Origin of the sequence: Bacillus sp. UNC69MF, assembly GCF_000746035.1 — a bacterium.
Classification (GTDB): domain Bacteria; phylum Bacillota; class Bacilli; order Bacillales; family Bacillaceae; genus Bacillus; species Bacillus velezensis.
Window position 1 is genome coordinate 66,735 of the sequence record NZ_KN050798.1, and the last position, 12,786, is coordinate 79,520.

Sequence of the window (12,786 nt, forward strand, 5' to 3'; positions counted from 1 at the left end):
TATATCGGCACTTGTCTGCAATCGTTTATCATATTAATAGAAATAGTCCTTTTTTCTTATGCCGGCATAAAAAAAAGAAGGAATGCGGGCATTCCTTCAGCTTCTGAGCAGTCTCATAATCTCCTCTTTGTTTTTGACCAGATCCCTTAACGTATATTTGTCTAAAACGGCCAGGTAAGCTTGCAGGGCTTCATTCAGAAGGTTCTTTAAGTTGCAGGCGGGAGATATGATACAGAGATTTTTTTTGGAGTCAAAGCATTCTACGATGTTAAAGTCGTCTTCTGTATTTCGAACGACTTCTCCAATGTTTATGTCTTCCGGTGTCATTCCTAAACGGATTCCGCCTCCCCGGCCCCGGATCGTTTCGACATACCCGAGCTGGCCGAGGCGGTAAATGACTTTCATGAGGTGGTTTTTAGAGATGGAATAAGTATCTGCGATTTCTTTTATGTTGGAAAGTTCGTCGGAATGTCTGGAAGCCAAAAAAATCAAAACGCGTAAAGAATAATCGGTATAGTTCGTTAATTTCATAGAATGACCTCGAAAAAAGAGATTTTGCTTCTGTTACAGTCTATCATATATGAATCTAAAATGAAAAAAAAGGAATTTGCCCCCTTAACTCAAAAAAAAACGTGCGCTCCTTCTGAGCGCACGTTTTTTTCGTTAAGACATCGGCGGCTTACGATCGTCAGCCGATTGATGTTTTTCAATTTTGCGATCCAATTTTGCGAGATAACGGGAGGCGAAATCTTTTCCGCCAAGACCGAATGAAAGTCCGAAGGCAAGCGCGAAACCGCCCAGAATCAGAATAAACGCGGCATTTACGATCGTGTCGGCGACACCGAGCTGATCCAGCGCCATAAAGATTGAAAGAGTGATAATGGTATATTTCGCAAGCGGCGCCAGGAATCTGAATTCCTTTCCGCTCAGCATGCCGGCAAGCAGTCTGCTGACGAGCTGTCCGGCCAAAAGTCCGATTCCGAGAATAAATACAGCGGCCAGAACATTAGGCAGGTAAGCGATAATACCTGTTGCGATAACGACGAGAAATTCGAGATGAACAAGCTGCAGCGCCTCTGCCGTAAACAGCAGGACGATGATGATCTGAACAATCATGCCGACCGTCTGAGAAAGCGTCAGCTTCGGGGTACCCGTCTGTTCAAAACCCATTTTACCGAGAAGAGAGTCGAAACCGGCCCGGTGCAAGAGCCCGGATACAATGCTGTTGACCCATTTTCCGATCCAGATGCCGGCGATGATCAGCACGATACCGATGATGATATTAGGGAGCATTGTGAAGACCGTGTGCAGCATGGCTGACGCCGGTTCAGAAATACCCGCCACATCAAGCCGGTCAAGCGCAGAAATGATCACCGGAATGAAAATCAGCACGTAGACAATCGTTCCGATGATTGCCGACAGGCTTGTATCCTTCAGATAAATAGAAAGCCCCATACGTGCGGCGAGCCTTTCCGTGCCGATACTCGCCAGAAAGTTTGTGACGATATCACGGACGAGACGGGCAACAAGCCAGCCGATTAAAACAATCAGCGCCGCGGCGAATAATTTCGGTATAAAGGACAAAACGCTTTGGATCATATTTGTAAACGGCCCTGATACTCCGCTGATCTGGAGAGCGGCCAAGACGCCGGGCAGGAACAAGAGCAAGACGAAGTAAAAAACGATTCGTGAAGCGGCCGTAACGGATCTGCTCATCTCCGCTTCTTCAGACACCATTGTCCATTTTCTGAGCCGGCCGTTTTCAGCGAGTTTCATGCCCGCTTTTTTGACGAGATAGCTGAAAAGCGAAGCGGCCGCCCAGCCCACGAGCAGAATCAGGCCGGCTTTTAAAATGCTCGGCACAGCCGCCGTTATCGCTGACAGCATGCTGACAAAAGGCGAAGCCACGGTTGTCAGATGCAGAATGTTAAAGAATAGAATAAAAACGATGATTAATGCGATAAAATAAATGACTTTACTGATGACTTTTTCTGAGGAATAGCGCGCCGGCTTTTTTTCGGCGAACAGCCTGTCGTCGATTTTTGTTTTTTGCAGGCCTTTGTATACGGCTTTTTCAATGATTTTGGCAATGCCCCAGCCGATAAGCAGGACGAGCAGTGCGATGATCAGATTCGGGAGTTTGCTGAGATACGTCGTAAGCATGTCTGCTGTATTCAAGTAGAATCGCTCCTTTTCTTTTTGGGGTATGGTGTGTGTTTTACCCACTTACATATAAAGCAAACGGGGCGGATGTGCCGAAAGTTTTCAGCCGGAAACCGGTCTGTTATTTCATCTTTTGAGAGGAGGGGTCATACATTATAAATAAGTCCAAGTAGGGGGGATTCGGTTGAACGCGGAGGAGACAAAAGGTTTACAGCGGGCAATTGAGGAAATAACCGACATTGCGAAGGGTTTCGGCCTTGATTTCTACCCGATGAGATATGAAATTTGCCCGGCTGAGATTATTTATACATTCGGCGCGTACGGCATGCCGACGAGATTCAGCCACTGGAGTTTCGGCAAACAATTTCACAAGATGAAACTCCATTATGATCTCGGTTTGAGCAAAATTTATGAACTTGTCATTAATTCCAACCCTTGCTACGCTTTTTTGCTGGACAGCAATTCGCTGATCCAAAATAAATTAATTGTAGCCCATGTTCTTGCCCATTGTGATTTTTTCAAACATAACTGCCGCTTTCAAAATACGAACCGGGACATGGTTGAGAGTATGGCGGCTGCGGCGGAGCGGATTAAGCATTATGAAAGAATTCACGGGATCAAAGAGGTGGAGTCCTTTTTAGATGCCATTCTGGCGATTCAGGAGCATATCGATCCGTCGCTCGTCAGGCCGAAGCTGCTGTGGAGCGTCGATGACGAAGAGGAGGACGAAGAAGAAACCGCGCCATCGCCTTACGATGATTTATGGGGAATGGATAAGCCGAAGCAGGTGAAAAAGAAAAAAGGGAAAAAACCGTTTCCGCCCCGGCCGGAAAAAGATATTCTGCTGTTTATCGAGGAACATTCGCGGGAGCTTGAACCGTGGCAGCGTGACATTTTAACCATGATGAGAGAAGAAATGCTGTATTTCTGGCCTCAGCTGGAAACGAAAATCATGAACGAAGGCTGGGCATCCTATTGGCATCAGCGGATTATCCGCGAGCTTGACCTGACTTCAGATGAAGCCATCGAATTTGCGAAGCTGAACGCAGGCGTCGTTCAGCCGTCAAAAACGGGAATCAACCCGTATTATTTAGGGCTGAAAATTTTTGAAGACATCGAAGAGCGTTATGACAACCCGACAGATGAAATGAAAAAAACAGGAGTAAAGCCCGGTTCCGGACGCGAGAAAATGTTTGAGGTCAGGGAAATTGAATCGGATATATCATTTATCCGCAATTATTTGACGAAAGATCTCGTGATGCGTGAGGATTTGTATTTATTCCAAAAGCAGGGCAGGGACTATAAAGTGATCGACAAAGAATGGAAGGCCGTGCGCGACCAGCTCGTGAACATGCGGGTCAACGGGGGATTTCCTTATCTGACCGTCAATGACGGGGATTACCTGAAGAATAATGAGCTTTATATTAAACATTGGTATGAGGGAATTGAGCTTGATCTGAAATATTTGGAGAAAGTGCTGCCGTATCTGTACCAGCTGTGGGGCAGGAGCGTGCACATCGAATCTGTTCTTGAAGACAGAGAAGTGATGTTTTCGTATGACGGCAAAGGAGTGCACCGGAGATATCTGTAAAAGAAGAAAGGATGCGGGGAAACCCCCGCATCCTTTTTTATTTTCCGTGTTTCAGGATGTGAAAGATCTTTTTGGCCTGATCCGTGTTGTTTAAAAGCCCCGTAAATGACTCTCTTCCCGGACCGTATGCGTAAACGGGAACTTCTTCGCCCGTATGATCGCCGGTTGTCCAGCCGCTGTTGGTTTTCGCATTAAAGAGCTTAATAATCGCTTTGTATGCCCCCTTGTCAGCATCCTGTTTTGCGGCCGTTTCGATCTGTTTGATTTCCGCTTTTGACCATTTCAGGTCTGTATAACGCGCAAGCACGGAAGATACGGATTTGCCCGCTTTGATTTGGTCAGCCATAAATGCCGGGGTTTTTTTGGCGGCAAGAATCGGTTCAACATGCCAGTTTTTATCGTCATTCGCACCGATCGTCAATCCCCCGGTGGTATGGTCAGCCGTGGCAACGACAAGCGTATGTTTGTCCTTTTTGGCAAATGCGATCGCTGCTTTATACGCTTTTTCAAAATCCTTCATTTCGCTCATTGCGCCGACTATGTCATTGTCATGTCCCGCCCAGTCAATTTGGCTGCCTTCGACCATTAAGAAAAACCCTTTTTTATTCTTGTTCAGCCTGTCGATCGCCGCCGTTGTCATGTCTTCTAATGAAGGGACGGCGTTTGATCGGTCGATTGCTTTGTCGAGTCCGCCATCGGCAAACAGGCCGAGAATTTTCTTATTACGATCCTTTTTGAGCTCCTGTTTTGATGTCACGTAGCTGTATCCCGCTTTTTTGAAATCCTTTGTTACATTGCGGTCTTTACGGATAAAGTTTGACTTGCCGCCTCCAAGGAGCACATCGACTTTCTGTTTTCCGTTGATGCGGTCATCAAAGTAGCTGCTTGCGATGTCATCCATGTTCTTTCGGGATTTGTTATGGGCTCCGAATGCCGCAGGGGTGGCGTGCGCAATCTCCGAAGTTGCGACAAGTCCGGTGGATTTCCCTCTTTGTTTCGCTTCTTCGAGGACGGATTTTACCCGCTTTCCTTTTTTATCGACTCCGATCGCCGCGTTATACGTTTTCACACCCGTGGCCATTGCCGTGCCTGCCGCCGCGGAATCGGTAATATTGGAATCAGGATCGTCAGGGTAAGTCATCATCATACCGGTGAGATTGGGGTCGAATGCCGTCAGTTTCATGCCATCCGAAGGCTTTCCTTTGTTAATGACCGAACGATAGGCGTTCATATAGGGAGCGCCCATTCCGTCGCCGACCATGAAGATGACGTTTCTGATTTCGTTTTTGTCAGGCTGTTTTTTTGCCGCAGCCTGTTCGGAGTGCTGAAGCCCCGCGCCCGCAATCAGACCGGCTGTCAGCACGGATACGGCTGCCGCCGGCAGAAGTTTTGATCGAACCTGTTTAAATAGACTCATTCTCACTCGTCCTCCTTTAATCGTGTCTGCATGTCTAATGGTAGGGGGTGTTTGTAAAGAGCGCCTGTTCCTCCTGTAAATTTCAGGTGAAACATTGTTAGAAATGTAAATTCCGGTGTAACTTATGTTTTCAAGAAAGAGTGAAAACCATTCACTTTTTTGAAAAAGTCGAGGTTTTTTTTAACAAGGGGTTATTTGGAAAATAAACTGCTTTGTTTTTCCAAAATACGAGGATCACAGGAAAAAAACATGACAAATTGACTCGTTTTTCGTCACGTTTGAAATCAAATTGAAATATTTAATACCCTTAAAAACTTTTTTCTAAAACGAATTAGTAAGAAATTTGTCACGGGAAGTCAAGTCTATTTCTAGTGGAAATTGAACCTTATAATAGGAAACAGATAAAAACTTTAAAAAAGAGACACATAAAATAGATAGAATCATTCAGGGAGGAAAATATGAAAAAGCAACTTGTTACAGCAACAACGGCAGTGGTTTTGGGGACGACTTTGTTTGCGGGCGCGGCATCTGCGCAAACGATTAAGGTAAAAAAAGGCGATACATTATGGGGACTTTCAAATCGGTATGGAACGTCAATTAATTCCATTAAATCTGAGAACAAATTAAAATCGGATATCATTTACATCGGTCAGACGCTTTCGATTAACGGTAAATCATCCTCAGGTTCAAGCTCAAGCAGCAAGTCATCATCGTCTACATATAAAGTCGTAAAAGGCGACAGCCTTTGGAAAATTGCGAATAAATATAAAATGACGGTAAACCAATTAAAAAGTTTAAACGGTTTAAAAACGGACCTGATCCGCATCGGACAAGTTCTTAAAGTAAAGGGATCAACTTCCGGTTCAACGTCTTCAGGATCTTCGTCATCAAAGCAGCCTTCATCCAGCCATAATGCTGCACAGACGAGCCTGAATGTAAACAAGCTGATTTCTGATGCGCAATCTTTAATCGGCACGCCGTATGTATGGGGCGGAACAACGACTTCCGGCTTTGACTGCAGCGGATTTATCTGGTACCTGTTAAACAAACAGACGAGTGTCGGCAGAACGAGCACTGCGGGATACTGGAGCTCAATGAAGAGCGTGTCCAGCCCGTCAAGAGGAGACTTCGTCTTCTTTACAACATATCAGGCCGGCCCTTCACACATGGGTGTGTACATCGGAAACAACAAGTTCATCCATGCCGGTTCTGACGGCGTCACAACAAGTGATCTGAATAACAGCTACTGGAAACCTCGCTATCTTGGCGCGAAAAGATTCTAGCAGCGATAGAAACCCGTTCATCAGAACGGGTTTTTTATTTAGACGGGACAGAGCTCCATTTGTTTCACCTAAAAATGAAAATGTGATAAAAAATCTAAAAAGGTTTTCTTTTTTTCATTTTCATAGAGGGCGATGGCGTACGCGCCCGCGCTCGGCATCTGGGCGAATTCGCACGGAATTTCAATCATGCTGCCTGCGGCGAGTTCGGCCCGTACCGCTGACAGCGGCAGAAATGAGACACCCAGCCCCTCTTTAATAAATCGTTTCGTAATATGCGTCTGTGTCACCTTCATTGTCCTGACGAAAGGGAACTGTATTCTGACCTGGCGGAGCAAATCATCCCAATAGTCAGGATGGTTATGGGTCAAAAGCAGATATTGTCCGAACAGGTCTTTCACTTCATCCGCCTTCCCTGTTCCGGGTTTTCGGCCGGGCGGCGCGACGAGGACAACGGGGTCATTGTACAGGGGGCGGCAAGTGAGGGAAGATGATTGCACCTTTAAGCAGCTCAGTCCGATATCGGCTGAGCCGTTTCTGATTTGAGAGGCGATTTCTTCCGATTCGAAAATGGTGACCGTCATTTCGGTTTCTTTATTGTCCTCTGTATAACGCTTCATGACAGACGGGAGAACGGTGTCGGCGATAAGCGGCGAAACAGCGAGTGTCAGCGTGTGCGAGTAGCCCTGGCGCACCCTGTGCAGTTCCGCCATGCTGTTTTCATAGTCTTCCAAAAGCCTCATGGCAAACGGCACGTATGCTTTTCCTTCTTCGGTCAATTGTATTTTCCGGCCGCTTCGCTGAAACAGCTTGCAGCTGATTTCTTTCTCTAATAATTTTATATGAACGGTGACGGTCGGCTGAGATAAAAAAAGCGTTTCCGCCGTTTTTCTGAAATTCTCATATTTTGCCGCGGTGACGAAGGTGTGAAGCCATTTAAAATCCATAGATGCACTCCTCTGATTAAAAGTTTTAATTAATTCCCTTAAAAATATTCATTATTTTTTAAATATTATATTTACTATAATAACAGAAAGAGGATAAGGGGGAATGAAATTGATTTATCGTGGATTGAAAGGGATTACTTGTGCAGAAACGGCTATCAGCCACATTGACGGAGAAAAGGGGCATTTAATATATCGCGGCTATGATGCGAAGGATATCGCGCTGCAATTCAGTTTTGAAGAAGCGGCGTATCTCATTTTGAACGGGGCGCTTCCTGATGAGCGGCAATTGCTTGCGTTTCAGGAAGAACTTGCAGCCGAGCGCGGGCTTCCGAAACATTTGATCGACTTACTGGAAACGCTTCCGGATGAAATGGACGACATGGCGGTGCTGAGAACGGCTGTTTCAGGTTTGGGCACAGATTCATTTACCTATCCGCCCAAGCCGGAAGAAGCGATTAAACTGATTGCCGTCACACCGACGATTATTGCGTACAGATACCGCCGTAAACAAGGGCAGGAAGCGTTGTCACCTGAGGCGCGATACGGACACGTTGAAAACTATTTGTATATGCTGACAGGCAGGCAGCCGTCCGCAGCCCAAAAGAAAGCGCTTGAAACATATATGATTCTGGCGATGGAGCACGGGATGAATGCATCGACTTTTTCAGCGAGAGTCACCGTTTCGACTGAATCGGACTTAGTGTCTGCCGTCACTGCCGCACTGGGTACGATGAAAGGGCCGCTGCACGGAGGCGCGCCTTCAGGCGTCACGAAAATGCTTGAAGACATCGGGACAAAAGAAAATGCAGAAGCGTATTTGGCAGCGAAGCTTATGAGGGGAGAACGCCTGATGGGCTTCGGGCACAGGGTGTACAAAACAAAAGACCCGCGGGCGGAAGCGCTGCGCATAAAGGCTGAAGAAGTGGCGGGAAATGATCCGTCGCTTGACTTGGCGCTTTATGTGGAGAAGGAAGCCATCCGCCTGTTAGAGCAATATAAGCCCGGACGGAAGCTGTATACGAATGTGGAGTTTTACGCAGCGGCTGTGATGCAGGCCATTGATGTCGACAATGATTTGTTTACGCCGACCTTTTCAGCAAGCAGAATGGCAGGCTGGTGCGCACACGTGCTTGAACAGTCCGCTGACAACATGATTTACAGGCCGTCTGCGAAATACACCGGCGCTTTTCCCGAAACGGCTCAGCAGCTTTAATTACCGGCATATTTGTCCGTTTAACTCCCCGCGCTGCGTGGTATCGTCTCAGTAATACCAATTGCAGGAGTGTGAGAATATGAATCCGATGGACAGACAGACGGAAGGACAAAAGCCGCAGGTGCAAAAGCGCCAGCCCGGCATTGAGTCAGACATGGAGCCGAAACCGCTCTTGGAGGACCCGGATGTAAAAGGGTCTGGCAGATTAAAAGGAAAAGTCGCCGTCATCACGGGCGGAGACAGCGGCATCGGCGCAGCGGCTGCGATCGCTTACGCGAAGGAAGGGGCGGATCTTGCCATCCTATACCTAGACGAACATGCCGATGCCGAGAGAACGAAAAAGCGTGCGGAAGAATACCAGGCCGAATGCCTGTTAATTCCGGGAGACGTCGGTGATGAGGCGCATTGTCAGAAGGCGGTCCGGCAAGTCTTAGATCACTACGGAAAAATAGATATTCTCGTTAATAATGCGGCTGAGCAGCATCCGCAAAACGGGATTCTTGATATTACAGCTGAACAGCTGGAGAAGACATTCCGTACAAACATGTTTTCTATGTTTCATATGACAAAAGCCGTGCTGCCCCACCTGCAAAGAGGGAGCGCCATCATTAATACAACGTCTATTACCGCTTATCAGGGAGACACATCATTGATCGACTATTCATGCACGAAAGGCGGCATCGTTTCCTTTACGCGTTCAATGGCGATGTCATTGGCCGATCAGGGGATCAGAGTAAATGCGGTGGCCCCTGGCCCGATCTGGACCGCCCTGATTCCGGCAACGTTTACTGAAGAAAAGGTGGAAAAGCATGGTCTGGACACTCCGATGGGAAGACCGGGACAGCCTGCGGAACACGCCGGAGCTTACGTGCTTCTGGCTTCAGACGAATCTTCCTATATGACGGGGCAAACCATTCACGTAAATGGCGGCAGATTTATTTCAACATAATACGCAAGTCTTATCCCGCGCTTTTAAAAAGGGCGGGATTTTTATTTGAACGTACATATGAATACGATTTTTAAAAGATGGAAGTCGCCAGCTGAATCACTAATGTTAATATTTCACAGTGGAGAATCCGCTGAGTTCTGTTTTATGAAAACTAAAAATAATATATAGAATTTTCAAAAAAGTTATTTTCATTTTTATATTTTTCGCTATAATATGACATAGGAGAAAGGAATGATGTGCTGAAACATTTCATGCGAAAAATAAGAATTTAGTCATTATTGCTATTGTTATCTGAATATTCTAACATATATTGGTTTACAAGGAGTGAAGCAGATGAAGGGGAGCGTATTCAGAAAGAAAAGCATTCAGGACCTGCTTGCCGCAACGAGCGGGGAAAAGTCGCTGAAAAGAGAGTTAGGGGCCTTTGATTTGACCCTTCTGGGGATAGGGGCCATCATCGGAACGGGGATTTTTGTATTAACCGGAACAGGCGCTGTCACGGCGGGGCCTGGGCTGACTGTTTCATTTGTCATCGCCGCTCTTGCGTGTTTATTTGCGGCTTTGTCATATGCCGAATTTGCTTCAAGCGTCCCGGTTTCAGGTTCCGTCTACACGTTTACTTATGCGACACTGGGTGAACTTCTCGCGTTTATCATCGGATGGGATTTAATCTTGGAATATATGCTCGCCGTCAGCGCGGTTTCGGTCGGCTGGTCCGGCTATTTTCAATCATTCTTGGCGGGCTTCGGCATTCATCTTCCGACCGCATTAACGGCCGCGCCGGGATCCATTAAAGGCACGGTCACATTCTTTAATCTCCCCGCATTTGTTATCGTGCTTGCGATTACATTCCTTCTCTATTTAGGCATTAAAGAATCGAAGCGGGTCAATAATATTATGGTCATTTTGAAGGTTCTGGTTGTTCTATTGTTTATCGCCGTTGCGGCCGTATATGTCAAACCTCACAACTGGCAGCCGTTTATACCGATGGGATTCGGCGGTGTTTTCAGTGCCGCGGCGCTCGTTTTCTTCTCTTTTATCGGTTTTGACGCCGTCTCTTCCGCCGCTGAAGAAACGAAAAATCCGGCGAAGGATCTGCCGAAAGGAATTATCTTTTCATTAATCGTCTGCACCGTGCTGTATGTGACCGTATCGGCGATTATGACGGGCGTCGTTCCGTTTGCCCGCTTTGAAGGCGTTGACCATCCCGTGTCTCTCGTCCTGCAGATGGCCGGACAGAATTGGGTGGCCGGGATTATTGATATCGGCGCAGTGTTGGGGATGACAACGGTGATGCTCGTCATGCTGTACGGGCAGACGAGGGTGATGTTTGCCATGTCCCGTGACGGTTTGGTGCCGGGGGCGCTTTCAAAAGTCCATCCGAAGCATAAAACGCCGCACGTGGTGACGTGGGTGTTCGGCATCCTGTCGGCATTACTCGGCTCGCTCGTCCCGCTTGATGAACTGGCGAAGCTGGTGAACATCGGCACGCTTGCCGCATTTGTCCTGATTTCCGTGGCGGTTATCGTATTGAGAAAGAAACAGCCTGATCTGCCAAGGGCTTTTAAATGTCCGGGGGTTCCCTTTATTCCGATATTGTCCATTCTGTTCTGCGTGTTTTTGATTATTAACCTCGGCGCCACCACCATATTCCGTTTCTTTATCTGGCTGATCATCGGTCTGGTGATTTATTTCTTATATTCGAGAAAGCATTCGAAATTAAACGGGGATTTGTAAGGAGCGGCACCCGCCGCTCCTTTTTATTTTTCGGAATAATGAAACATATTGAAATGGGCTTAAGTTATCGCAGCGAATAAGGGATAATATAGGGCGGAAGGGAAGTGGAAAGTCGTGTCTGACCAAAAAAGGGTTCAATGGGCCTCAAAAATAGGATTTATTATGGCCGCTGCCGGTTCGGCGATCGGCCTGGGAGCCATTTGGAAGTTCCCTTACGTAGCGGGTACGAACGGGGGAGGCGCTTTTTTTCTTATATTCGTCCTCTTTACCGTGCTTTTAGGCTATCCGCTTTTGCTCGGTGAATTTATTTTCGGAAGACGGAGCCAGACAAATGCGATTGATGCCTACAAACAAGCCGCGCCGAAGTCGGTATGGCACCTTACGGGTTATGTGGGTGTGGCGGCCTGTTTTTTAGTTTTGTCTTTTTACAGTGTTGTCGGCGGGTGGATTTTGCTTTATGTGTTAAAAGCCGTTACCGGTTCTTTATCCGGGCTCACTCAGGAGCAGTACGGCACGGTGTTCGGGACGGTCATTGAAAATCCGATCCAGACTCTCATTGCGCAGCTTGTATTTATGATCATGACGGTGGCGGTCGTCGCAAAAGGCGTGCAGAAAGGGATTGAACGTGTCAGTGCGGTGCTGATGCCGATTTTATTCGTGCTGTTTCTATTGCTTGTGCTGCGATCAGTCACGCTCGATCATGCCGTTGAGGGGATTAGATTTTTATTGGTTCCGCACTTTGAAGATTTGACGCCGGAATCCATCCTATATGCTTTAGGACAGGCGTTTTTTACATTAACGCTCGGTGTTTCGGTCATGGTGACATACAGTTCGTACCTGTCGAAAACCCAAAATCTTCCGGGTTCGGCGGGTTCCATTGTTATGATGAATGTGCTCGTTACGCTGTTTGCGGGACTGGCCATTTTCCCGGCGGTTTTTTCGTTCGGCTTTAAACCGGATGAAGGGCCTACACTGCTGTTTACCGTGCTGCCGGCTGTGTTTGACCGGCTGCCGTTCGGCTCGCTGTTTTTTATCAGCTTTTTGGCGGTCTTTTTCTTCGCCGCGCTGACTTCGGCCTTTTCGATGGTGGAAATTATCGTGGCGACTGTGGGGAAAGGTGATGAAACGAAAAGAAAGAAGCTGTCGTGGACAAGCGGTCTGCTCATTTTCTTAGTCGGAATTCCGTCCTGTTTATCATACGGTGTTCTCGGTGATGTTCATTTGTTCGGAAAAACGTTTTTTGATCTTGCGGATTTCACCGTCAGCAATGTGCTGATTCCGCTCGGCGCTTTATTAATATCAATCTTCGTCCCGCTGAAAATACCGAAGCAGGAGCTGTTTGCCGAGATGAAAAGCGGTTCCGCCATCGGCTATCGTTTCTTTCAGGTGTGGTATTTCCTTCTGAAATATCTCGTGCCGCTGGCTATCATCGTCGTATTGCTGCATTTAATCGGCGTTCTTTCATTTTAAAAAAACAGGCCCCCGTAAA

General features: G+C 47.1%; 10 protein-coding genes. 6 read left to right on the plus strand and 4 right to left on the minus strand.

Annotation, left to right across the window (positions count from 1 at the left end; all coding sequences use genetic code 11):
• Nucleotides 1-96: 96 nt before the first annotated feature.
• Nucleotides 97-531: a nitric oxide-sensing transcriptional repressor NsrR gene (nsrR, locus tag BR62_RS0112535; RefSeq protein ID WP_007610306.1), complete on the minus strand. Its 435-nt coding sequence runs from the start codon at nt 529-531 to the stop codon at nt 97-99.
• A gap of 132 nt (nt 532-663) precedes the next feature.
• On the minus strand, nt 664-2,178 hold the full coding sequence (locus tag BR62_RS0112540; protein ID WP_032871073.1) for a mechanosensitive ion channel: 1,515 nt from the start codon (nt 2,176-2,178) through the stop codon (nt 664-666).
• Between the two features lie 169 nt (nt 2,179-2,347).
• On the opposite strand from BR62_RS0112540, the gene BR62_RS0112545 reads away from it, so the two are divergent.
• Nucleotides 2,348-3,754 carry a SpoVR family protein gene (locus BR62_RS0112545; protein WP_015239476.1) on the plus strand — a complete coding sequence of 469 codons (1,407 nt, stop codon included), beginning with the start codon at nt 2,348-2,350 and terminating at the stop codon, nt 3,752-3,754.
• Nucleotides 3,755-3,791: 37 nt separating this feature from the next.
• On the opposite strand, the gene BR62_RS0112550 is transcribed toward BR62_RS0112545, so the two are convergent.
• Nucleotides 3,792-5,171: an alkaline phosphatase gene (locus tag BR62_RS0112550; protein ID WP_032871076.1), complete on the minus strand. Its 1,380-nt coding sequence runs from the start codon at nt 5,169-5,171 to the stop codon at nt 3,792-3,794.
• 458 nt (nt 5,172-5,629) lie between these two features.
• Here BR62_RS0112550 and BR62_RS0112555 point away from each other — a divergent pair, with 458 nt between their 5' ends.
• A complete protein-coding gene (locus BR62_RS0112555) occupies nt 5,630-6,454 on the plus strand; it encodes a C40 family peptidase (protein WP_007409272.1) in 825 nt (274 codons plus the stop codon).
• A gap of 68 nt (nt 6,455-6,522) precedes the next feature.
• On the opposite strand, the gene BR62_RS0112560 is transcribed toward BR62_RS0112555, so the two are convergent.
• Entirely contained in the window at nt 6,523-7,398 is an 876-nt protein-coding gene (locus BR62_RS0112560; protein ID WP_007409271.1) for a LysR family transcriptional regulator, read from the minus strand.
• A gap of 109 nt (nt 7,399-7,507) precedes the next feature.
• Here BR62_RS0112560 and BR62_RS0112565 point away from each other — a divergent pair, with 109 nt between their 5' ends.
• From BR62_RS0112565 to BR62_RS0112580, 4 genes are all read left to right on the plus strand, one after another.
• Nucleotides 7,508-8,611: a citrate synthase/methylcitrate synthase gene (locus BR62_RS0112565; RefSeq protein ID WP_032865267.1), complete on the plus strand. Its 1,104-nt coding sequence runs from the start codon at nt 7,508-7,510 to the stop codon at nt 8,609-8,611.
• A 79-nt stretch (nt 8,612-8,690) separates the two neighbouring features.
• Entirely contained in the window at nt 8,691-9,560 is an 870-nt protein-coding gene (locus BR62_RS0112570) for an SDR family oxidoreductase (RefSeq protein ID WP_007409269.1), read from the plus strand.
• A 333-nt stretch (nt 9,561-9,893) separates the two neighbouring features.
• Complete coding sequence (locus BR62_RS0112575) at nt 9,894-11,297, plus strand: branched-chain amino acid transporter BcaP (protein WP_012117176.1); 1,404 nt, start codon at nt 9,894-9,896, stop codon at nt 11,295-11,297.
• A gap of 114 nt (nt 11,298-11,411) precedes the next feature.
• Complete coding sequence (locus BR62_RS0112580) at nt 11,412-12,767, plus strand: sodium-dependent transporter (RefSeq protein WP_032871078.1); 1,356 nt, start codon at nt 11,412-11,414, stop codon at nt 12,765-12,767.
• Nucleotides 12,768-12,786: the final 19 nt, after the last annotated feature.

Bases quoted from the DNA above. Each gene is read 5' to 3' on its own strand.
- nsrR (WP_007610306.1), bottom strand. From the start codon at position 531: ATGAAATTAACGAACTATACCGATTATTCTTTACGCGTTTTGATTTTT.
- BR62_RS0112550 (WP_032871076.1), bottom strand. From the start codon at position 5,171: ATGAGTCTATTTAAACAGGTTCGATCAAAACTTCTGCCGGCGGCAGCC.
- BR62_RS0112555 (WP_007409272.1), top strand. From the start codon at position 5,630: ATGAAAAAGCAACTTGTTACAGCAACAACGGCAGTGGTTTTGGGGACG.
- BR62_RS0112560 (WP_007409271.1), bottom strand. From the start codon at position 7,398: ATGGATTTTAAATGGCTTCACACCTTCGTCACCGCGGCAAAATATGAG.
- BR62_RS0112570 (WP_007409269.1), top strand. From the start codon at position 8,691: ATGAATCCGATGGACAGACAGACGGAAGGACAAAAGCCGCAGGTGCAA.
- BR62_RS0112575 (WP_012117176.1), top strand. From the start codon at position 9,894: ATGAAGGGGAGCGTATTCAGAAAGAAAAGCATTCAGGACCTGCTTGCC.